General features: G+C 73.2%; 20 protein-coding genes and 1 tRNA gene. 13 read left to right on the top strand and 8 right to left on the bottom strand.

Features of this window, described 5'->3' with window-relative positions:
- Positions 1–21: 21 nt before the first annotated feature.
- The 3 genes from HS048_RS31780 to HS048_RS31770 form a co-directional block, all read right to left on the bottom strand.
- Complete coding sequence (locus HS048_RS31780; protein WP_196469736.1) at positions 22–630, bottom strand: cysteine dioxygenase family protein; 609 nt, start codon at positions 628–630, stop codon at positions 22–24.
- Between the two features lie 46 nt (positions 631–676).
- Positions 677–1699 carry an amidohydrolase family protein gene (locus HS048_RS31775; RefSeq protein WP_196469735.1) on the bottom strand — a complete coding sequence of 341 codons (1023 nt, stop codon included), beginning with the start codon at positions 1697–1699 and terminating at the stop codon, positions 677–679.
- A gap of 142 nt (positions 1700–1841) precedes the next feature.
- A complete protein-coding gene (locus HS048_RS31770; RefSeq protein ID WP_068897529.1) occupies positions 1842–2216 on the bottom strand; it encodes a phage holin family protein in 375 nt (124 codons plus the stop codon).
- Between the two features lie 292 nt (positions 2217–2508).
- Between HS048_RS31770 and HS048_RS31765 the strand changes: the two genes are divergently transcribed.
- The 3 genes from HS048_RS31765 to HS048_RS31755 all read left to right on the top strand — a co-directional run bounded on the left by HS048_RS31765 (position 2509) and on the right by HS048_RS31755 (position 3809).
- Positions 2509–2811, top strand: a complete 303-nt coding sequence (locus HS048_RS31765) for a hypothetical protein (RefSeq protein WP_231647395.1) — start codon at positions 2509–2511, stop codon at positions 2809–2811.
- 140 nt (positions 2812–2951) lie between these two features.
- Positions 2952–3350, top strand: a complete 399-nt coding sequence (locus HS048_RS31760; RefSeq protein ID WP_068897527.1) for an OsmC family protein — start codon at positions 2952–2954, stop codon at positions 3348–3350.
- 385 nt (positions 3351–3735) lie between these two features.
- Positions 3736–3809 (top strand) — tRNA-Lys (locus HS048_RS31755).
- 99 nt (positions 3810–3908) lie between these two features.
- On the opposite strand, the gene HS048_RS31750 is transcribed toward HS048_RS31755, so the two are convergent.
- Positions 3909–4418 carry a DinB family protein gene (locus HS048_RS31750; RefSeq protein WP_196469734.1) on the bottom strand — a complete coding sequence of 170 codons (510 nt, stop codon included), beginning with the start codon at positions 4416–4418 and terminating at the stop codon, positions 3909–3911.
- Between the two features lie 240 nt (positions 4419–4658).
- Here HS048_RS31750 and HS048_RS31745 point away from each other — a divergent pair, with 240 nt between their 5' ends.
- On the top strand, positions 4659–5753 hold the full coding sequence (locus HS048_RS31745; protein ID WP_196469733.1) for a hypothetical protein: 1095 nt from the start codon (positions 4659–4661) through the stop codon (positions 5751–5753).
- 168 nt (positions 5754–5921) lie between these two features.
- On the opposite strand, the gene HS048_RS31740 is transcribed toward HS048_RS31745, so the two are convergent.
- On the bottom strand, positions 5922–6893 hold the full coding sequence (locus HS048_RS31740) for an ABC transporter substrate-binding protein (protein ID WP_068897522.1): 972 nt from the start codon (positions 6891–6893) through the stop codon (positions 5922–5924).
- A 55-nt stretch (positions 6894–6948) separates the two neighbouring features.
- Between HS048_RS31740 and HS048_RS31735 the strand changes: the two genes are divergently transcribed.
- The 7 genes from HS048_RS31735 to HS048_RS31705 all read left to right on the top strand — a co-directional run bounded on the left by HS048_RS31735 (position 6949) and on the right by HS048_RS31705 (position 15322).
- Positions 6949–9039, top strand: coding sequence for an iron chelate uptake ABC transporter family permease subunit (locus HS048_RS31735; RefSeq protein WP_196469732.1), 2091 nt, complete (start codon positions 6949–6951; stop codon positions 9037–9039).
- Between the two features lies 1 nt (position 9040).
- Positions 9041–10315 (top strand): enterochelin esterase domain-containing protein, encoded by a 1275-nt coding sequence (locus HS048_RS31730; RefSeq protein ID WP_196469731.1) that lies wholly within the window; start codon positions 9041–9043, stop codon positions 10313–10315.
- 50 nt (positions 10316–10365) lie between these two features.
- The gene (locus tag HS048_RS31725; RefSeq protein ID WP_196469730.1) at positions 10366–11553 is read left to right on the top strand and encodes an amidohydrolase; all 1188 of its coding nucleotides are present in this window, start codon (positions 10366–10368) and stop codon (positions 11551–11553) included.
- Between the two features lie 87 nt (positions 11554–11640).
- Complete coding sequence (gene efeU, locus HS048_RS31720; protein WP_068897519.1) at positions 11641–12483, top strand: iron uptake transporter permease EfeU; 843 nt, start codon at positions 11641–11643, stop codon at positions 12481–12483.
- 14 nt (positions 12484–12497) lie between these two features.
- Positions 12498–13655, top strand: a complete 1158-nt coding sequence (gene efeO, locus HS048_RS31715) for an iron uptake system protein EfeO (protein WP_196469729.1) — start codon at positions 12498–12500, stop codon at positions 13653–13655.
- Positions 13652–14911, top strand: coding sequence for an iron uptake transporter deferrochelatase/peroxidase subunit (gene efeB / locus HS048_RS31710; protein WP_307832718.1), 1260 nt, complete (start codon positions 13652–13654; stop codon positions 14909–14911). Before efeO ends, efeB begins: the two co-directional genes overlap by 4 nt.
- A 42-nt stretch (positions 14912–14953) precedes the next feature.
- Positions 14954–15322, top strand: a complete 369-nt coding sequence (locus HS048_RS31705; RefSeq protein WP_196469728.1) for a hypothetical protein — start codon at positions 14954–14956, stop codon at positions 15320–15322.
- Positions 15323–15404: 82 nt separating this feature from the next.
- Here the strand turns inward: HS048_RS31705 and HS048_RS31700 are convergent, their stop codons facing one another.
- Together HS048_RS31700 and HS048_RS31695 are read right to left on the bottom strand one after the other, a co-directional pair.
- On the bottom strand, positions 15405–17690 hold the full coding sequence (locus HS048_RS31700) for a M4 family metallopeptidase (RefSeq protein WP_196469727.1): 2286 nt from the start codon (positions 17688–17690) through the stop codon (positions 15405–15407).
- A 360-nt stretch (positions 17691–18050) separates the two neighbouring features.
- On the bottom strand, positions 18051–19493 hold the full coding sequence (locus HS048_RS31695; RefSeq protein WP_196469726.1) for a helix-turn-helix domain-containing protein: 1443 nt from the start codon (positions 19491–19493) through the stop codon (positions 18051–18053).
- A gap of 278 nt (positions 19494–19771) precedes the next feature.
- Between HS048_RS31695 and HS048_RS31690 the strand changes: the two genes are divergently transcribed.
- Entirely contained in the window at positions 19772–20590 is an 819-nt protein-coding gene (locus HS048_RS31690; protein WP_196469725.1) for a class I SAM-dependent methyltransferase, read from the top strand.
- 41 nt (positions 20591–20631) lie between these two features.
- Here the strand turns inward: HS048_RS31690 and HS048_RS31685 are convergent, their stop codons facing one another.
- Positions 20632–20814: a hypothetical protein gene (locus HS048_RS31685; protein WP_196469724.1), complete on the bottom strand. Its 183-nt coding sequence runs from the start codon at positions 20812–20814 to the stop codon at positions 20632–20634.
- Between the two features lie 159 nt (positions 20815–20973).
- On the opposite strand from HS048_RS31685, the gene HS048_RS31680 reads away from it, so the two are divergent.
- Positions 20974–21888 (top strand): hypothetical protein, encoded by a 915-nt coding sequence (locus HS048_RS31680; RefSeq protein WP_307832716.1) that lies wholly within the window; start codon positions 20974–20976, stop codon positions 21886–21888.
- The last annotated feature ends 14 nt before the right edge of the window (positions 21889–21902 follow it).

Below are 21902 nucleotides of genomic sequence, written 5' to 3'. Positions count from 1 at the left end.
GCGGAGGGCCGCCGGGCGGGATCAGACGACGTCGTCCAGCGGGCGCAGCTCGTCGGCGTAGCTCACCGAGACGCGGCGCATCACGCCTGTGTCGCTGATGGAGTACTGGCCCAGCCGCCACAGCGGCGGCGAGTAGGCGTGGATCGACACGGTGCCGTGCACCGCGCCGGTCAGCCGGTGGATGTGGTCCGGGCCGAAGGAGAACGACTCGCCCGCCGGGACGACGGTCTCCAGGTGCTCGCCGCCGATACGGGGGTTGCACTCCCGGAGCGCCCCGGCCACCACCCGGACGGCTCCGGAGGAGACGTCGTGGTCGTGCCAGCCGGTGTCGTCCTCGGGCCGCCAGCACAGCAGCCAGACGTCCACGTGGGAGTCCCGGTAGAGGGAGGCGTAGTGCCGCCCGCCCTCCTCCGGGAAGAGCACGTGCTCCTCCCACCGGGACGGCTCGGCGGCCAGCCCGTCGACCAGGCCGCGCAGCTCGCGCCGGTCGAGGTCGCGGGCGGGCAGGCTCGCGAAGTCCCCCGCCGCGGACTCGGCCGGGGCCTCTGGGACGGCCGCCGAGGCCGGGGCCGGGGCTTCTGGGACGGCCGTCGGGGCCAGGGCCGAGGTCGGGACCGCGGTCGCGGTCATGGCCGGCCTCCGGCGGGTGTCCGGCGTGCGCGGAGCCGGGGGCGGTTCATGGACGGGACTCCTTCCGGTGGAGCAGACGGGCGGGGTTGGCGACGGAGACCGCGTGCCACGCGGCGTCGCCGAGGGCGGGGGAGAGGTCCGGGGCGGTGGCGTAGGGCAGGTCGGAGCCGCTGACCACGACGTCGACGCCGAGTTCGCGGACGACCGCGTCGACGGCCCGCGGACCGTAGGAGGAGGTCTCCACGAACATCCCGGTGTCCACCACCCCCCGGGTCCCGCCGCCCCGCCGGGCCAGCCGCTCGGAGTGCAGCGGCGCCAGGCCGGCCAGCAGGGCGAAGCAGACCCGGAGCCGAGGGTGCCGGGGACGGCCGAACGCGGCGAACGCGAACCAGGCGGCGTGCATCTGCTGCACGTACGGCACGACGGCGGGCCACCAGCCGGGAGCGTCGCCGGGACCGCCGGAGCCGCGCTCCGATCCGCCGCCGGGTCCGCCGCCGGATCCGCAGGGTCCGCCGGGTCCGCTGTCAGGTCCGTCGGCGGGTCCGTCGGCGGGTCCTTCGCCGGGTCCGCTGTCGGGTCCTCCGGCGGGGCCGGGGTGGACGAAGAGCGGGAGGTTCCGCTCCACCAGCACGTCCAGCAGCGGGGCCACCGCGCGCAGGCCCGCCGCGCTCCCTACGGCCGTCGCCGGGAGCTGGAGGCCGGCGAGGCCGCGGTCGAGGGCCGCCGCCAGGCGCGCCGGGTCGACGTCCGTGAGGCAGGTCGCGGCCCAGGCCCCGAAGGGGACCGGCAGCGCGAGCACGTCCTCGTGGTAGGCGTCGATGACCGGCCAGGACTCTCCCGGCGGCAGGGACTCGACGCCGAGCGGGCTCGAGAGCGAGACCAGGGCCAGGTCGAGTCCGGCGTTCAGGGCGAGGCGGCCGGCGAGGTCGTGATCGCGCGGATCCACCTCGTAGGGAGGCTCGCCGTCCAGGTGGAGGGTCCAGCCCTCCAGGCACGGCGGGGCCGTACGGGATCGGAGGGCGGCGAGGAACCCCGGTGTCCACAGGTGCTGGTGCACGTCGACGCTCATCGCCCCTCCTTCTTGTATTACCTACCTAGAATACATGTAATAGGAGGGGTGCCGTCACGGGACACGCGCGCGGGCGCTCTTCCGGTCGGGCGGTCGGGAGGCGGGTGAGCCGACGGGGCGGGCCGGGCGGGTGGCCGCCGGGTCAGTCGTCGCGGCCCAGGACCAGGTCGAGCAGCCAGCTCACCACGCCGACGATGACCGCTCCCCAGAGGGCGGCCCAGAAGCCGGTTACGTGGAACGACAGGTCGAGCTGATCGGCGATCCAGCTCGTGAGCAGGAGCAGGCCGGCGTTCACGACGAGGGCGAACAGGCCGAGGGTCAGGACGTAGAAGGCGCAGCCGATGGTCTTGATGATCGGCTTGAGGACCGCGTTGACGAGACCGAAGACGAAGGCGACCGCGAGCAGCGTGCCGATCTTCTTCGGCGTCGTGTCCCCCGAGACGGTGATCCCGTCCACGAGCAGTTCGGCCACCCACAGGGAGGCCGCCACGATGAGGACTTTGATGATTATCTTCACCGATTACCTCCAATGGGGGCCCCGGCCTCCAGGCCGGGGTCTTGGGCGTCCGGGGATCCTCGCACGGTCGGAGGACGGCCGGTAGGCCCGAAGGTCCGTAGATCTTTGCGCCGACCGGTATGCCTCGACACTAGCCACTCGGGTGCCGGTCGTGGCGCGGACCGGGCTCGATCTCCCCTGGAGGGACCTGCGGTAGGAGACCGTTTACCGTGATCGGCCCGTCCGCTGACCGTTCGATCGACGACGAGCACGCATGATCGCTCACATCTGGGGGCAGATGGGGCATAAGGGGGTGGGATCGTTGGAAACGGATGAGCTGGATGCGTTGTCGGCCCGGGAGCTCCACGACCGAGCAGTGGGGTACGCGGTGCACCACGGGGATTTCGGCTTTCTCTGGGAACTGCTCAAGATGATCCCGCCGGCCGAGGCGGCGAGCGGGAACAGCGACCAGACGGCCAACGACCTCACCCGGGTCTCGGCTCTGCTCAGCGACGCCATGGTGGCGGGCGAGGGAGAGCTCGGTGAGGCGCTGCGGCCGTTCTACATCGCCTACCTGTCCGAGCACCCGGACGCCATGGCCGCCCCCGAACCCTAGATCCCGCCTCCGCCGGGCCGCCCGATCCCTCCCGGCCGCCGAACGCGGCCGCGGGCGTACGGTCGGCGGCCCCGGCGCCCCGCCTGGCCGTACCGCACGCTTGGATAAGGTGATCGGCAGGCGACCAGGGAGGACGGATCATGGCATCGGTGCACGTGGAGCGGACCGAGGACGGATACATCGCGCGCAACGAGCGCGGCGCCGAGGTGGCCATGGGCGGCGGTGACGAGCAGGGCGTCTTCACCCCGGTCGAGTTGCTGCTGGCCGCGCTCGGCGGCTGCAACATCGTCACCGTGGAGCCCCTCACCGCCAAGCGCGGCCACCGGCTGGTCCGCCTGGCGATGACCGTCAGCAGCGAGAAGATCGAGCCCACCAGGCTCGGGCCGATCACCGTGAGCTACGACGTCGAGCTGCCCGAGGGCGACGAGAAGGCGGCCGAGGTCTTCCGCGCGGTCGCGCACCGCGTCGAGGAGAACCACTGCACGGTGAGCAACGCCCTGCGGAACCGCACCGAGGTCGTCCTCGAACTGCCCGTGTGACGGCCCCTCCGCGGTCCGGCGGGCTGACCCGGTCTATACCGGGTCACTCCGGGTGTAGGGGCAAAACCAACCTGTGTATGACGTTCTCGTTGCCTTCGCCTCGCTAGTGTGGAAGCAGGTCAAGGAGGTCCGCGAGGACCACCGGGACCCAACGGAGACTTTTACCGGAAAAGGACGCGGGGGGATCGCGTCCACGAGCGGAGCCGCCGTCGTCTTGGGGGAGGCGACGGCAGAGCCCGCCAGGTGAAGACGGGGCCGGACGGTTGGGGGAACCGTCCGGCCCCGCATCTGTGTCCGGAGCTCCCGGACGCATCCGGGCGGATGCGCGTTCTGGGCGGGGATGTGCGTTGCCCTCCGCCGGGCTGCTAGAGTTGGCCCATCGCAAGCGCCGCTAGCTCAGTTGGTTAGAGCAGCTGACTCTTAATCAGCGGGTCCGGGGTTCGAGTCCCTGGCGGCGCACCGAGGTGAAAGCCCGGGCCGGTCTCACCGGCCCGGGCTTTTCGCGTTCCGGCCCGCGGCCTTCTCGGATCATGGCCTTCAGACCGTGGCCTTCGGTCCTCAACCCATGGTCTTCGCGCCGTCCAGCGCCTCGCGGATGATGTCGGCGTGACCGGCGTGCTGGGAGGTCTCGGCGATGACGTGCAGCAGCACCCGCCGCACCGACCAGGAGGCGCCCGGCTCGAACCACGGGGCCTCCGGGAGCGGGTGGGCGGCGTCCAGGTCGGGCAGCGTCGCGACCAGCTCGTCCGTCCGGCGGGCCACCTGCTCGTAGGCGTCGAGGAGCCCGGCCAGGGTCTCGCCCTCCAGCATGCGGAACCGGTTCTCCCAGTCGCCCGGCTCGCCCCACATCGCCTCGGCCCCGCCGACCGCGAACCACATCCACCGCTGCTCGACGTCGGCCACGTGCTTGATCAGGCCGCCCAGGCAGAGCTCGCTCACCGTGGTGCGCCGCGCCGCCTGCTCGTCGGTCAGCCCTTCGACCGTCTGGCGCAGGAAGCCCCGGTGCCTGGCCAGCGTCTGCAGCAGATCGGCCCGCTCGCCGGTGATGGTCTTGTCCTGGATGGTCATGGGGGACCGCCTTCCGTGGCGTTCGCGTGATCCGACGATTCCACGCTACCGACCGGCACCGACATTTCCGGATCACCGATGCGGTGCTCCGGCGGCGGTCCGGAGATCGGCCGCCTTGCGGAGTAGGAGGGCCGCGGTGAACAGCTGGGGCACGGCCGGCACGGTCCGTTGTCAGGGCGCACGAGATCTTGTAGCTTGCTGGTCGATCCGCTCGCGTCCACCGACCAGGGGAGCGGCCCCATGGGTGTTGCGCCCAGTGATGTGATCACCTCGGCTCCGAGCGTCTGGGGGGCGGCGAGCGCCTCGAGCGCCGCGGCCGTCTTCCCGCTCGCCGCCCCCGTCGCGCTCGCGCTGGGCACGCTCGTCTCCGACCCGGCGCAGATCTGGCACGCCGGGGACCGGTACGGGGGCGTCGCCGAGCGCGTCCGGTCCGCAAGCGCCCTGGTCACGGAGGCCGTGAACGGCCGGGCCGACGCCGACCGGTGGACGGAGCGCGGCCGGGACGCCTTCATGGCCGCCCGGGTCCGGCCCTACCAGGAGACGCTCGGGCAGGCCGCCGAGATGTACGACGCCATGGACGCCGCGCTGAAGCTGACCGCGGTGGCCTACACGTCCGTCGGGCTGTCGTCGGCGGTCATCGGGGCGGCGCTCGTGCGCCACGTGGAGTCGCTCCTGGCCGCCGCGGTGGTGCCCGCCCTCAACGTGCAGGCGACCTATGTGGCCAACGCCCGGATGGTGGAGGCGGGGACGGCCGTACGGGCGCTCATCGCGGGCCTGGCCAAGGCGAACGGTCCCGCGGCGGCGCTGCTGTCCGGGGTCGCGGCCCGGCTCGGCGTCTCCCGCGCCGTGCTGGCGGGCCTGGGCACGCTCGGCGCGGGCGGCCTGGGCGGTTTCGTCGGAGCGCGCGCGGTCCCGGCGGCCGGCGGGGCCGCGACGCCGCTGGAGTGGCCGAGACGCGTCGAGGGGGGCGCCGAGGGGGACGCGGTGCCCGGCGGGTTCCGGGCTCCCACGGCGGATCAGCGCGCGGGGATGAGGAGCATCCATCCTGACTCCATCCGGGCGCTGGGCGAGGACCTCGACGCCGGGCCCGGCAGGGTCCTCGACGCCGCGTACGAGGACGCGCGCGGCATCGAGGTGGGGTTCCCGGGTTTCGGGGTGGCCGGGATCCACCTCTTCCACGCCCACGGTGAGATGCGGGACGGCGCGGTCCGGCAGCTCGCCGCCGGGCGCGACGTGCCCGGCACGTGGCTGCCGGGGCTGAGGACGACCGCCGACAACTGGGTCTTCGCCGAGCGGGCGAACACCGGCGGCGACGGGCGAACGCCCCGCCGATGAGACCGGCGGGGCGTGGGGCAGGACGCCCGTCCGCGTGGACGCGGCGGTGACCCGGGTACCCGTCCGCGTGATGGGGCAGGGACCGGGGGAGGACACTCGCCCGCGTGATCGGGGCAGAGACCGGGGAGGGCGCCCGTCCGGGTGATCTGGGTGCGGGGTGTGGGCCCGTCAGCCGGCGAGGGCCTTGACCAGGTCGTCGAGGACGACCTGGGCGGCCAGCGGGGCGCCGCGGGTGCTCCAGACGGAGCCGTCGACGGTGGCGACGTGGCCGGCCTTGACGGCCTTCAGCTCCTTGAAGGCGGGGGTCTCCTTGACCTCGGCGAGGGCCTTCTCGCCGTCGGAGGTGAGGGTGGACAGGAACAGCCACTCGCCGTCGATGTCGGACAGGGCCTCCAGGCTCAGCGGCATGGAGTGGGCGGTGCCGTCCTTGTCCTGCGCCTTGGGCCGGGTGAGGCCGAGGTCGGTGGCGACGAAGCTGGCGAACTGCCGCTTCTCCATCCAGCTCGGGCCCTGCGGGTTCCACCGGACGATGCTCACCTCGGCGGGCTCGACCTTGGCCTTCGCCTCGGCGACCTTGGCGTCGTAGTCGGCGAGGACCTTCTTGGCCGCGTCGAGCCTGTTCAGCGTGTTGCCGATGCCCATGAACGAGAGCTTCCAGTCGTCGGTGGGCGCCATCGTGACCACCGTCGCGGGAGTGATCTTGCGGAGCTGGTCGAGCATCTGCTGGTCCTGCATGTCCCCGGCGAGGATCAGGTCGGGCTGGACCTCGACGACCTTGTCGATCACCGGCTGGAGCAGGTTGCCGACGACGGGGATGCCCTGGACCTTGTCGGCGAGGTACGCCGGGGGCTTGTCGAGGCCCTGGCCGTTGGTGATGCCGACCGGGGTGACGCCGAGGGCGAGGGCGGCGTCGAGGTCCTCCTGGGTGAGGGTGACCACGCGCTTCGGCTCCGCGGGGACCTTGATCAGGGTGCCGGTGGCGTCCTTCACCTCGCGGGTGGCGGAGGCGGCGGAGGACGAGGCGGCGGGCGCCGCGGACGTGTCCGTGGACGCGTTCTCGGACGGCGTGCCGCACGCCGCGACGGTCAAGGCGGCGAGAAGGGCGGCGAACAGGCCGCCGGCCCTGCGGAGGGGGGACATGCGAGCTCCAGACCAGATTAGGCAAGTCTTACCTACTTTAGGTTAGCCTTACCTTATGTTTACGCAACCCCGGGCCCCCCTCCCGGTGTTCGCCCTCTGCCTGACGGCTTTGCTGGGACTCGCCGCGGCCTCCGTGCTGACCGGCGCCGGCCGGGTCGCGCCGGAACAGGTCGTCGACTACCTGCTCGGCGCCCGCGGCGACCACCACCTGGAGATGGTCGTCACCACGCTCCGGCTGCCCCGTACGCTGGCCGCCCTCGTCGTGGGCGCCGCCCTCGGCGTCTCGGGCATGCTGCTGCAGGCGGTCACCCGCAACCCGCTCGCCGAGACCGGACTGCTCGGGGTGAACTCGGGCGCCGCCCTCGGCGTGGTCGTCGGGATCGTCTACGCGGGCGCGCAGACCGGCGGGGCCTACCTGGTCTGGGCCCTCGGCGGCGCGCTGCTGGCCACCGGGGTCGTGCTGCTGATCGGCTCCCGCTTCTCCCCGCTCAAACTGGTCCTGGCGGGCGCGGCGCTGTCGGCCACGCTCACCGGGATCACCTCGGCCATGCTGGTCGCCGACCCCGTCACCTTCGACCAGTACCGGTTCTGGGTGCTCGGTTCGCTCGCGGGCGTCCCGCTGGAGCGGGTCCTGTCGGTCTCCCCGGCGATCCTGGCCGGACTCGGCATGGCCGCGCTGGCCGCCCGGCCGCTGGCCGCGCTCTCCCTCGGCGACGACATGGCCGTGGCCCTCGGCCACCGGCCCGGCCGTACCCGGGTCACGGTGACCGTGGCGGTGACGCTGCTCAGCGCCGCCGCGGTCGCGGTGGCCGGGCCGATCGGCTTCCTCGGCCTGCTGGCCGGCTACCTGGCCAGGACCCTGCTCGGCGGCCGGGTCGGCCCGCAGATCGTGCTGTCCGCCCTGGCCGGCGCGCTGGTGCTGCTCGGCGCGGACGTGCTCGCCCGGGTGGTCATGCGGCCGTACGAGGCGCCGGTCTCGCTGCTGATCGCGATCCTCGGCGGACCCGTGCTGATCGTGGTGGCGCGCTCCCGCGCGGTCGCCGCCGGGGCCGGGGACCTGATCTCGGACAGGACCCCGCGCCGGGGCGCGCGGTCCGGGCCGGGGCGGGGACCGCTCCCGTCCGACGCGCTGCCGGTACGGCTCGGCGCCCTCTCGGTCCTGCTCCCGGTGCGCTCCTCCTTCGCCGTCGCGGCGCTGGCCGCGCTCGCGGCGGCGGCCGGGGTGACCGCGCTGGTGGCAGGGCAGTCCGCGATGACCGCCGGCCAGGCGCTGGACGCGCTGCGCGGGATCGGGGCGGGCGGGCAGATCCTGCTCGTCCAGGAGATCCGGCTGCCCAGGGTCGTCGCCGGGCTGGTGGCGGGGGCCGCGCTCGGCCTGTCCGGCTGCCTGACCCAGGCGCTGGCCCGCAACCGGCTGGCCACCCCCGACATGCTCGGCATCAACCAGGGCGCCGTCATCGCCATCATGCTGGCCGGGCTCTTCTCGTCCGCGGAGATGCTCTTCGAGCACTGGTGGACCGGCCCGCTCGGCGCCCTCGCCGCCGCCGTCGTGGTCTTCGCGATCTCCGGCGGCGTCGGCACCCAGGGCTACCGGTTCATCGTCACGGGCCTGGCGGTCACCACCCTGGCCGGGGCGCTGACCCAGTCGATCCTGGCCTGGCAGGGGCTCAGCTCGGCCACGGCCATCCACTCCTGGAGCGTCGGCAGCCTCGCCGGGCGCGGCTACCCGGTGGCGCTGCCGGTGGCCGCCGGACTGGCCCTGCTGCTGCCCGCCGCGCTGGCCGTCTCCCGGCGGCTGGACGTGATGCGTTTCAGCGAGGACGTCGGCACCGGGCTCGGGGCGAACCCCCGGACGACCCGGCTGGCCGTCCTCGCCCTGGCCGTGGCCCTGGCCGGGCTGGCCATCGGCATCGGCGGGCCCATCGCCTTCGTGGCGCTGGCCGCGCCCGTGATCGCCGCCCGCCTGTCCGGGCCCACCCGGCTCCCGCTCGTCGGCGCGCCCCTCACCGGAGCCGCGCTCGTCGTGGCCGCCGACACGATCGGCCGCGTCATCGCCTCCGGGGCGGAGATCCCGGCGGGCGTCGTGACGAGCGTCCTGGGCGGCCCCTTCCTGCTGTGGACCCTGCTCTCCGACCGGAGGTCGTGACATGCCGCTGCAACCCCCCGGACACGGTTCCCCGGGCGTGCCCCCGCGGGACGGCCGGACCACCCCGCTGGTCGAGCCGGCCCGGACGCCGGGCAGGTACCGGGTGACCTTCCTGTGGCGGGCCCGGTCCGAGGACGAGCGGGCGGTCGTCCTGATCAACACGCTGACCGACCGGGACCGGCACGCGGGCGACATCGGCGCCCACGTGATGACCCGGGAGCCGGGCGGCGACGTGCTCAGCCTGACCTACGAGCTCGAGGGGGACCTGCGGGCGAGCTACCAGATCCTCCCGTGCGAGCAGGTGCCCGGCACCGACCGGGACTCCTGGCTGCGTGTCATGACGACGGCCCTCCCCGACCCGGGCAACCCCGTCCTGGTCCCCGGAAGCCACGGCCGCAACCCCTCCTCCCTGCTGGAACTTCCGGAGGCCCCCGCGCAGCCGTACCGGGACCGGCGCCCCGGCGTGCCCGGAGGACGGGTGCACGAGAGCGCGGTCGCGGGACGGCGGGTCTGGGTCTACACGCCGCCGGGGCACGAGGCCTCCGCGGCGGAGACATCCGAGCGGGAGGTCCCGGGGACGCCGGGATCCTCGGCGGTTCCGGTGGCCCCGGTGGCCCCGGTGGCTCCAGCGGCCCCGGCGGCGGAACGGGGCGGCGGGGTGGCGGGACACCGGGGCGGCGGGCCGTACCCGGTGCTCGTCCTGCTCGACGGGGACGTGTGGGCCGGGCGGATCGCGCCGACGATGGACAACCTGATCGCCGAGGGCCGGATCCCGCCGACGGTCGTGCTGCTGCCCGACGCGGTGGACCGGCCGACCCGGCTGCGCGAGATGGCCTGCCACGAGCCGTTCGTCCGGCACCTGGCCGACGACCTGCTGCCCTGGGCACAACGGGAGTGGGGGGTCACCGGCGATCCCGGGCTGACCGTGGTCGCGGGCCAGAGCTTCGGCGGGCTCACCGCCTCCTACGCGGCGTTCACCGCTCCCGAGCGCTTCGGCAACGTGCTCTCGCAGTCCGGCTCCTACTGGTGGAGCGACGACGACCCCGAATGGCTGACCCGGCGCTACGAGCGGGCGCCCCGGCTCCCGGTCCGCTTCCACGTGGAGGCCGGGCGGCTGGAGTGGATGCTGCTCGCCGAGAACCGGCGGTTCGCCGCGGTCCTCGCCGCCAAGGGGTACGAGGTGACGTTCACCGAGTACAACGGCGGCCACGACCCGGCCTGCTGGCTCGGCGGGCTCGCCTCCGGGCTCTCCGGGCTGGCCGCGGGGTGGTCGTGATGAGCGCCCCCGGAGCGGATGTGGCCGGGGCGGGTGCGGGGGGAGCGCATGTGAACGGCGCGGATGTGAGCGGAGCGGACGCGGCCGGGGCGGGCGCGGGGGGACCGGGGAGCGACCCGGTGAAGGCCGCGATCAGGGAACGGGTGCTGGCGCACGCCGGGGAGCTGGTCGGGCTGAGCCACCGGATCCACGCGCATCCCGAGACGGCCTTCGCCGAGCACCGGGCGGCGGAGTGGACGGCGCGGGCGCTGAGCGCGGCCGGGTTCGAGGTGACCGCCGGGGCGGGCGGGCTGCCGACCGCCTTCTCCGCGTCGTACGGCTCCGGCCCCGTGACGGTGGCGTTCTGCGCGGAGTACGACGCGCTGCCCGGCCTCGGCCACGCCTGCGGGCACAACGTCATCGCCGCGGCGGCCGTCGGCTCGGGCCTGGCGCTCGCCCCGGTCGCCGACGCGCTCGGCCTGACCGTGAAGGTGGTCGGCACCCCCGCCGAGGAGCGCGGCGGGGGCAAGGCGCTGCTGCTGGAGGCGGGCGTCTTCGACGGCGTGGACGCGGCCATGATGGTGCATCCCGGGCCGTTCGAGACCGTCAGGTTCCGCTCGTTCGCGCTCGGCACGCTCGACGCCGAGTACCTCGGCCGCCCGGCCCACGCCACCCTCGCCCCGCACGAGGGCCGCAACGCCGCCGACGCGATGACCCTGGCCCAGGTCGCGATCGGGCTGCTCCGCCAGCAGCTCCCGCGCGACTGGCACGTGCACGGCGTGGTGACGGCCGCGGGGGAGGCGCCCAACGTCATCCCGGCCCGCGCCGCGGCGAGTTACGAGATCAGGGCCGCCAGGGCCGAGCACCTCGCGGAGCTCCGCGCCCGGGTGGAGGACTGCTTCCGGGGCGCCGCCGTGGCGACCGGCTGCGAGCTGAACCTGACCCGCCCGGAACCGGACTATCTGGACTTCCGGGACGACGCGGGGCTGGCGGAGCTGTACGCGGCCAACGCCGCCGCGCTCGGGCGGCCCGCCCCGGTCGAGCGCGAGCCGTTCGCCATGACCGACATGGCCAACGTCTCCCACGCGGTCCGCGCCATCCACCCGATGCTCGACATCGGCGCCGGCGGGGCCGTACCGCACGACGCCGCCTTCGCCGAGGCCGCCGCGGCCCCGGCGGCCGACCGCGCGCTGCTCGACGCCGCCGTCCTGCTCGCCTGGACGGCGGCCGACCTGGCCCGTCCGCCCGCGGGAGCCTGAACACCACCCCCGCTCACTCTTCAGGAAACGTCCAGGTTATGGTAAGCCTGTCCTAAGTTAGGCAAGGCTTACGGGTGGAGGCCGTCCATGCTCGCGAGTTATCTCATCGGCCTCCGCGAGGGGCTGGAGGCGGCGCTCGTCGTCTCCATCCTCGTGGCCTTCCTCGTCAAGAGCGACCGCCGTGACCGGCTGCCGCTGGTCTGGGCGGGCGTCGGAGCCGCGGCCGTGCTCTCGGTGGCGTTCGGCGCGCTGCTCACCTTCACCGCCGCCCACCTCGACCTGCAGCAGCAGGAGCTGTTCGAGGCGGTCGTCTCGATCGCCGCGACCGTGTTCGTCACGTCCATGATCTTCTGGATGCGGACGGCCGCCCGGCGGATGTCCGGGGAGCTGCGGGAGAAGCTCGGCGAGGCGCTCCGGCTGGGACCCGTGGCCGTCGTCGTGGTGGCGTTCCTCGCGGTGGCGCGCGAGGGGCTGGAGACCACGCTGCTGTGGTTCGCCGCCGTGCAGGGCGCCACCACCACCGCCAGCCCGCTGATCGGCATCACCCTGGGCCTGCTGACCTCGGTCGCGCTCGGCTGGGGGCTGTACCGCAGCGCCCTGCGGATCAACCTCACCACGTTCTTCACCTGGACCGGCCTGCTGCTGATCCTCGTCGCCGCCGGCATCCTCAAGTACGGCGTGCACGACCTGCAGGAGGCGGGGTTCCTGCCGGGACTGAACACCCATGCCTTCGACATCAGCGGCGTCCTCGACCCCGGAGCCTGGTACTCGATGGTGCTCGGCGGCATGTTCAACGTCACCGCCCAGCCCAGCGTCCTGGAGACCGTCGCCTGGGTCGCCTACGCGGTGCCCGTCCTCGTCCTCTTCCTGTGGCCCGGCGGCAGGACGCCGGCGGGCCCCGCCCCCCAGTCGGCCCAGGCCGCTTCCTGACCGGAGTCAACGCAATGCGCACCCCCACCGCCGCGCCCACCGCCCTGGCCGCCGCCGTCCTCGCCCTCGCCGGTCTCGCCGGCTGCTCGTCGGCGGACCCGGGTTCGGGCCCGGGGGCCACGGCCGCCGCCGGGACCGGGGGCGGCCCGGTCGCCGTCGCCGCCACCGACACCGAGTGCGAGGTCGCCGCCACCGAGGTGGCCGCGGGCACATCGACGTTCTCCGTGACCAACAACGGTGCCAAGGTGACGGAGTTCTACGTCTACGCCGCGGGCGACCGGGTGATGGGCGAGGTCGAGAACATCGTCCCCGGCCTGACCCGCGAGCTCGTCGTGGAGCTCCCGGCGGGCATGTACGAGACGGCCTGCAAGCCCGGCATGACGGGCAAGGGCATCCGCAACGCCCTCAAGGTCAGCGGGGAGCACAAGCCGCTGACCGACGACGCGAAGCTCGCCGAGGCCGTCGCCGGCTACAAGCGGTACGTCAAGTCCCAGTCGGACACCCTGCTGGTCAAGACCAAGGAGTTCGTGGACGCCGTCAAGGCCGAGGACATCGACAAGGCCAAGGAGCTGTTCCCCGTCGCCCGCACCTACTGGGAGCGCATCGAGCCGGTGGCCGAGATCTTCGGCGACCTCGACCCGGCGATCGACGCCCGGGAGAACGACGTGGCCGAGGGCGAGGAGTGGACCGGTTTCCACAGGATCGAGAAAGACCTCTGGGTGGCCAAGGACGTCTCGGGCGACGACGAGCTGGCCGACAAGCTGATGACCGACGTCACCACGATCGTGGAGAAGGCCAACGCGGCCGAGCTCTCCCCGGTCCAGCTCGCCAACGGGGCCAAGGAACTGCTCGACGAGGTGGCCACCGGGAAGATCACCGGTGAGGAGGACCGCTACTCCCACACGGACCTGTGGGACTTCGCCGCCAACCTCCAGGGGTCCAGGGCCGCGGTCCAGTCGCTCCGCCCGGTCCTGGAGGAGCGCGACCCGGCGCTGGTGAAGACGCTGGACGAGAGGTTCGCCGCCGCCGAGGCCGCCCTGGAGGCGCACCGCAGCGGTGACGGCTGGAAGCTGCACACCGAGCTGTCGAAGGAGGACCTGCGCGTGCTGTCGGACGCCATCAACAGCCTCTCCGAGCCGATCAGCAAGGTCGCGGCGGTGGTGGTCCGGTGAGCGGGATCAGCCGCCGGTCGCTGTTCGGCCTGGGCGCCGCGGGCGTCGCCGCCGCCGGGGCCGGGGCGGTCGCCGCCCGCGTGCTCGCGGACGAGCCGCCCGCCGCCCGCCCGGTGTCGTCGTCCTCGGCGTCCGACGCGGTGCCGTTCTACGGCCGGCACCAGGCGGGGATCACGACCCCCGCCCAGGACCGGCTGCACTTCGTCGCCTTCGACGTGACCACCACCGAGCGGGCCGAACTGGTCGACCTGCTGCAGGAGTGGACGGCCGCCGCCGCGCGGATGACCCAGGGCAGGGACGCAGGCGCGTTCGGCGCGGTCGGCGGGGCCCCGGAGGCTCCGCCGGACGACACCGGCGAGGCCCTCGGCCTGCCCGCCTCCGGTCTCACCCTGACGGTCGGTTTCGGCCCGTCGCTGTTCGACGAGCGGTTCGGGCTGGCCGGGCGGAGGCCGCCCGCGCTCGCCGACCTGCCCGCCTTCGCGGGCGACGGGCTGCTGCCCGAGATCTCCGGCGGCGACATCTGCGTCCAGGCGTGCGCGCACGACCCGCAGGTGGCCGTGCACGCGATCCGCAACCTCGCGCGGATCGGGTTCGGCAGGGTGACCGTGCGCTACTCGCAGCTGGGCTTCGGCCGCACGTCGTCCACCTCCCGGACGCAGGCCACCCCGCGCAACCTGATGGGCTTCAAGGACGGCACGAACAACCTCAAGCTCGAGGACACCGCGATGCTCCGCGACCACCTGTGGGCGGCCCCCGGCGACGGACCGGCCTGGATGGACGGCGGCGCCTACCTGGTCACCCGCAAGATCCGGATGCACATCGAGACCTGGGACCGCGCCCCGCTGGCGGAGCAGGAGGCGATCTTCGGCCGGGACAAGGGCGAGGGCGCCCCGCTCACCGGGAAGGCCGAGTTCGACGAGCCGGACTTCGCGAAGACCGGTCCCGGCGGAGAGCCGGTGATCCCCCGGGACGCCCACGTCCGGCTGGCGCACCCCACCTCGCACGGCGGAGCGCGCCTGCTGCGCCGCGGCTACAACTACGTCGACGGCTCCGACGGCCTGGGACGGCTGGACGCGGGCCTGTTCTTCATGGCCTACCAGCGCGACCCGCGCAGGCAGTTCGTCCCGGTGCAGCAGGCGCTGGCCGCCACCGACCCGCTCAACGAGTACATCAAGCACGTCTCCAGCGGGCTGTTCGCCTGCCCGCCCGGGGTGGTGGACGCGAGCGACCACTGGGGGAGGGCGCTCTTCGCCTGAGGCCCGCGCGACGCGGGCCGGTCCTGTGATGCCGGTTCCACCGTGCTGGTGGTCTGCCCCGACGCCAGGACCGCCGAGTACTACGCCCGGCCGGTCGACTCCGGCTTGACCGGCTACCGCTTGCAGGCCCGGGTGCTGGGACCGGACGGCGTCCCCGTCATCACCGACCCGCAGCAGGCCGCAGCCCGGCCCGAGCTGGCGGCGATGGCGGTCATGGTGCACGGCCGCGAGCGCAAGGTCGTCGAGGCGTTCGCCGCGGCGCTCGCGGAACTGCCAGACGATCACGCTCCGAAGTACTATGAACACGCTGCCTGCACCGACCTCGCCCGGCTGGAGTCCTGGGCGGCCCGCGCGGCGACCGCCCGGGCCGTGCACGATCTGTTCGATGAGGCGGTCGGGGAGGACCGCTGAGGGCGTCCGCCACCGCTTCCGATGAGCGTGCGACGCCCACCGGTGCTCATGGGCTCCGGTGGGCGTCCGGCGGCATCGGCGGTTACGGGGCGTCGTAACCGAGGGTGTAGTCACCGCTGCCGCTGTAGGAGTGGACGCGGTAGCGGTAGGTGCCGGCGGTGCCGTTGTAGGTCAGGCTCTCGTCGGGGCCGGTGGAGGTGCTGCGGGCCACGGTGCTCCAGCCGAAGGTGCCCCGCTTCTGCAGGTACAGGTCGAAGTCGGTGCCGTTCGGTCCGTCGAGGCAGGCGCGGTGCGCCCCGCTGACGGTCGTCTGGAAGGAGCCCCCGTCAGGCTGGTACTGGCTGGCGCCGGAGCTCAGGGTTCCGGTCTTGGTGGTCTCGAAGCCCTGGCAGGCACCGCCGCCCGGGCCGTTGACGGTCAGGGTGAAGGTCGCGGTGCGGGTGGCGCCGGTGCCGGTGCCGGTGACGGTGACGGGGTAGGTGCCGGCGGGGGTGGAGGCGGCGGTGGCCACGGTCAGCCTGGCGGTGCCGCCGGCCTGGACGGAGGAGGGGTCGAAGGAGGCGGTGGCGCCCGAGGGCAGGCCGACGGCGGACAGGGCCACGGTCTGCGCGGAGCCTCCGGTTACCTGGGTGGAGACGGTCGTGGTGACGGAGCCGCCGGGGGCGGTGGAGGCCGAGGTCGGGGAGACGGAGACCGAGAAGTCGTTCCCGGACGAGCACGGGGCGTCGCTGCCCGCCACGTTGACCGCCGTCCAGGCCGCCTGGACGGTCCGATACTCGGTGGAGCAGCTGCCGTACAGGTCGGTGGCGGCGCGGAGCGTGTAGGCGCGGGCGGTGTTGGCCGGGTTGCCGCTGTTGACGTAGCGGGTGCTGGAGGTGAAGTAGGCGTCCAGCGCCCGGAACCAGATCTTCTCCGCCTTCTCCCTGCCGATGCCGGTCACGGCCGGGGCCGAGCCGCACACCGGCGAGGTGCCGTACGGGGTCGCCCCGGTGCCCTCGGCGAGGTCGAAGAAGAAGTGGTTGCCGACGCCGGAGGAGTAGTGGACGTCGACGCTCGCGGTGCGGGTCGACCAGCAGGAGTGCGAGCTGCCGTCCAGCGCGGGGTCGTACATGTAGCGGAGCGGGGTGCCGTTGCCCCTGATGTCGATCTTCTCGCCGACCTGGTAGTCACCGGGGTCGGCGCTGCTGTTCGCGTAGAACTCGACCATGTTCCCGAAGATGTCGCTGGTGGCCTCGTTCAGGCCGCCGGACTCGCCGGAGTAGACCAGGCCGGCGGTGTTCTCGGTCACGCCGTGGGACATCTCGTGCCCGGCCACGTCGATGGCGACCAGCGGCCGGGAGTTGCCCGAGCCGTCGCCGTAGGTCATCTGGGAGCCGTCCCAGAAGGCGTTGACGTAGTTGCTGCCGTAGTGGACCCGGCTCGGCACGCCGCTCCCGTTGCCGAAGATGCCGTTGCGGCCGTGCACGTTCTTGAAGTAGTCGAACGTCTTCGCGGCGCCGTGGTGGGCGTCCACCCCGGCCGACTGCCGGTTGCCGTTGGAACCGGTGCCCCAGGTGTTGTCGGGGTCGGTGAAGGTCGAGCAGGTGCCGCTGGTGCGGTTGTTCATGTCGCACGTTCTGCCGTTGCCGCGGTCCGGGTCGACCATGCTGTACGAGCTCCCGGACTGCGTCGTGGAGATCGTGACGGTGCCGGAGTAGATCGAGTTCCCGGTCCCGTCGACCAGGGCGTTCGAGGTGCTCGCGGTGGCCGTCGTGGCGCCCTCGACGGCCGACCTGATCTCGTCGTAGGAGTCGGTGACCTCACCGGACCCGGCGTCGACGATCACGTGCAGCCGTGAGGGCGTCTGCCCGTCGGCGGCCCAGCCGCTGACCACGGTCTCCCAGGCCAGGCGTCCCTGCCCGGAGGACGCGTCGACGAACAGCTCCGGATCGCCGACCCCGGTGATCTTCCCGGTGAACGCGCTCTTGGCCTTCCCGGCGGCGGTGGCGGCGGACACCTTCGGGCTGGTGCTGAGCGTCAGCGCCTCGGTGAGTCCGACCGAGGCGTCGGCGAAGGCGCCGTCGGGCCTCAGGTGGACGACGAAGTCGCCGCCGCGGACCCGCAGACCCCGGTAGGTCCGGTAATAGCGGACGTGCGACGTGCCGTCGGCGTCCACCCGGACGGTCTGGACCTTGTAGTCGTCCTGGCCGGCCCCGCGGATCGCGTCGCGGTGCCGTTCGATGGCCTGCTCGGCCCTGGCCACGGCGGCCGCGTCGGCGGGCGAGGGAGGTGGATCGGCCGAGGCGGAGGTGGAGGCGGCGAGCACGGTGGCTGCCGCCAGGGTGATTGCGACACCGGCCAGGGCCGGTGTCCGGAGGGACCCTCTCATGCTGTTCTCGCTCTCTGACGATGTGGGGGAACCGCGGTGACGGCGTACGGCCGCCGCCGCGGACATCGATGCGAGACCGGTCGGCAGAGCCCGTCGGGATCTGTCGGCAGGGATCGCCGCGAACAACGCGGACGAAAGGTCCCATATCAGACAGGATTTGGTCAATATTCTCAACTGCTGCTGCAAACTTCTGTCGATCAGGAGCCGGAGCGATCACGCAATGTGCTGATTTCTCGACTGAAGGTGAGGGAAGGCGCTTGCCGTACCCCGAACCGGCAAGCGCATCGGCAAGTGCACCGGCGGGCGGTGGCAGGCCGGAGGGGGCCGGGCTCCACCGGGAAGCGCGCGGTCTGCTCGCGGTCAGGGGAGGCTGCGGCCGAACGGGTCGATGAAGTCGCGCACGTCCGGCCGGCCGCCCCAGCGGGTCGCCAGTCTGCCGCGCAGCCCGCGAAGCTCCCGGCCGATCACCGCACTCGGTACGGCGCTCGCCTCCGCCAGCACCGGGCCGGCGACGGCCAGCGCCGCCTCCGGGTCCCCGGCGCAGGCATGGCAGTCGGCCAGCCGCAGCGTGAGGAGCAGCCTGGCGGGACGCATCCGCTCCGCGAGGCTGCTCAGCGACCGTTCCGTCGCCTCGGCCGCCAGGCAGGCCGCCGACCGGTCCGCCGTCAGGGCGGCGATGTCGCGCAGGGCGCCGCCGGTCCCCGACTCCAGATGGACCTCTCCGGCGGCCCCGCACAGCCACGGCGCCTCAGTCAGGTCGCGTTCCCCCAGCCGGGACAGGCCCGTCCGGGCCCGGGCCAGATGCAGCCGGGACTCCAGCGCGTCGCCGCCGAGGGCGTGCGCCCGCGCCTCACAGAGATCGGCTGCGACGGACGTCCAGCGCAGGCCGGGATCGGCGGCCCTGATCGCGCGCGCGTACGCCAGGGCCGAGGGCGCGTCGTACTCCAGGCGGGCGACCGTGCTCATGTCGTAGAGGATGGTGGCGCACATCCCGACGCCGTCGGACACGGCGGCCCAGCCCAGCCCTTTGTGGAGCCAGGCCATCGCCATCCCGTTCTGGCCGCGCTGCATCCGCAGCTCCCCGGCGAGCTGCGCGTAACCGGCGGCGAGCCGCCGGAACGCCCGCCGGGACGCCCCCGCGAGCCCCTCCATGCGCCGCACGATCGCGTGGAGCGCCTGCTCGACCGCCGTGATCGTCTCCGGTGACGTCCGCTCGGCGCCGGCGCGCCAGCAGGCCACCAGGAGCCCGGAGAGCACGTGGACGGTGTCGGAACCGGTGTCCGCCGGGAGGCCGGCGGCGCAGAACGCGAGATACGCCGGGAGCGCGTCGGCCGGTGCGGGCACCGTACAGCCCTCGTCGTCGTGCAGAGGGCACTCGAGGCCGTGGCTGGGCAGGCGGTACGGCCAGCCGAGCACGTCCGGGAAGACCGGGACGGAGGCTCCGGCGTCCCCGCCGTCTCCGGTGTCTCCGGGCAGCGGGCCGGGCCGGGTCCCGCCGGCGGCCCGGGGCGCGGTGTCCGCGTCCTCGTGCCGGGAGGCCGTGTAGACCGCCAGCAGCTCCCCGCCGGCGCCGAGGACCTCGTCGAGGTGGCGCGCCAGCCGCGGCGACGGCTCGCGCCTGCCGCCCTCCAGCTTGCTGATGGCGCTGTGGTCGTAACCGACCCTGGTCCCGACCTGCGCCTGGGTGAGGCCGGCGCGCTGCCGCCAGCGGCGGAGCTGACGGCCGAACTCGGCCCACGGTGCCGGAGCCGCAGGTGCGTTCGCCCGAGTGCCGACGACGTCCACCAGACCTCCCGCGCGCACGGAGCACACCGGGTGGCGCGGTATGTCACCACCCGGTCACCGAGGTGCCGGGATCGTAACACCGGTCATCCGCCGCCGATACACGTCTTCCGCGCAGACCGGTGATCCGGCTTTGAGGGAACGTGATCCTCTTGCGGAGGTGCACGCCGTACGGCACCGACAACGGTGCACTCCCCGCAGGAGGGCCGGGAGCCGTTCCGGAGGTCGCTCGTCGCTTGGGGTCCCGCGATCCCTGCAGGAGTAACGTGTGGCCGATGGCCGGAGTGGATAGGAGGGCGATGGAACGCGAGAAGGTCACTTTCCGCGGTGCCCAGGAGACCATGCTCGCCACGCTGTACGGCAGGGCGCTCGACAGCCGCTCGCCGCGGTCGATCCTGAACGACACCGAGGCGGAGAGGGCGGTGCGGCGCATCGACTACGACTTCGGCAGGACCGGCATGACGGCCACCACTGCGGCCGGGGTCGCGCTCCGCGCCCGGCGGCTCGACGCCTGGACCGCCGAGTTCCTGGCCGCCCGCACGGAGTGCACCGTCCTGCACCTGGCCTGCGGCCTGGACACCCGGGTCCACCGGCTCGCCCCGCCGCCGTCGGTCCGCTGGATCGACGTCGACTACCCGGGGGTCGTCGAGCTGCGCGAGCGGCTGCTCCCCCGCCCGGGTGGGGACTACCGGACGGTCGGCGCCTCGGTGACCGAGGAGGGGTGGCTCGCCGAGGTGCCCGCCGACCGCCCGACCGTGGCCGTCTTCGAGGGCCTGACGATGTACCTGCGCAAGCAGGACGGCAGGCGGCTGATCGAGTGGATCACCGGGCGCTTCCCCGGCGGGCAGCTGCTCTTCGACTGCTACGGCACGCTGGGCGTCCGGATGCAGAAGCTGGTGCCCGCGGTGCGCAACGCGGGCGCGGTCCTGCACTGGGGCATCGACGACCCGCACGAGATCGAGGGCTGGCACGAGGGTCTGGAGTGCCTCGACGCGCTGCGCAGCGTCGACATGCCAGGTCTGGACGAGCTGCCCCTCTCCGGCAGGCTGGGCATGAAGGTGCTGGCGCGCATCCCCGGCCTGCGCGACGTGGGGCGGATCATGCGCTACCGGTTCTGAGGCCGTTCGCCTCTCCCGCCGTCAGCGGTTCGCCCGGCGGTTCATTCGCCGCCGTCGCCGCATCCGCCGCCGTCCGAGCCGTCGGGGTCATGCGGCAGCGGAGGGGGAGTCCGGCGGAGGCGCGGCCGCTGGGAGGACCGGTTGTAGCGGAAACCGAGGGCCGCGATGACGATGACCGCCGCGATGACGAATGCCCTGATGATCACTACGTCGGTGGTGGCCATTGCACCGGCCTTCACGGCAGTTGATCACCTGGTTCGTGTCCGGTGGCCGGTGAATCTAGTCGTACGAGAAGTTCTGGGGAAGTTCACTGTTCGGCAGCAAATCGTCGACCTATCACAAATATTATCGCTCTCCGTGTTCTACATGTAACAATGAGCGACGTGCCATCTCCCCGACATGACTCTCTGATCAACCTGTTCCGCGACCGCCCCCAACTGGCCGTGGAGATCCTGCGCGACCTCCTGGGACAGGAGCTGCCCGCCACCCCGCTGGTCCGGCTGGAGAACACCACCTTCAACACCCGGCCCTCCGACGACATCGAGGCCGACCTGGTCGTCGTCCTGGGGCCGCCGACCGGCCCCGCGCACGCGATCATCGTTGAGATCCAGCAGGACAAGTCGAAGAATCCCCGGCAACTCGCCCGCTACGCCGCCGCACTCTGGCTTCTGCTGGGCTGCGACGCCACCGTCCTGGTCGTCTGCCCCGACGCCAGGACCGCCGAGTACTACGCCCGCCCCGTCGATTCGGGCCTGACGGGCTACCGGTTGCAGGCCCGCGTGCTCGGCCCGGACGGCATCCCCGCCATCACCGACCCGCAGCAGGCCGCCGCCCAGCCGGAGCTGGCGGCGATGGCGGTCATGGTGCACGGCCGCCAGCGCAAGGTCGTCGAGGCGTTCGCCACGGCGCTCGCCGAACTGCCCGGCGAACACGCTCCGAAGTATTATGAACACGCTTACAGCATGTCCGCACCCGAGGTGCGGAGCCTTCTGGAGGAGATCATGACGTCCACCACCTGGCCGGTCTACAGCCCCTTCGCCCGTGAGCACTACGGCCGCGGCCTGAAAGAAGGCGAGAGCAGGGGCCGAACGGAAGGCAAAGCGGAAGGCAAGACCGAGGAGGCGGCTCGGCTGGTGCTGCTGGTGCTGGCCGCCCGCGGACTGGAGGTGCCCGACGACGTCCGTGCCCGGATCACCGCCTGCACCGACCTCGCCCGGCTGGAGTCCTGGGCGGCCCGCGCGGCGACCGCCCAGGCCGGGCACGACCTGTTCGATGAGTCGGACGAAGAGAACCGCTGACGAGCATCCAGCGC

It is taken from the genome of Planomonospora sp. ID91781 (assembly GCF_015711595.1).
GTDB classification, from domain to species: Bacteria; Actinomycetota; Actinomycetes; order Streptosporangiales; family Streptosporangiaceae; genus Planomonospora; species Planomonospora parontospora.
This window is presented reverse-complemented; position numbering and strand designations above follow the sequence as displayed.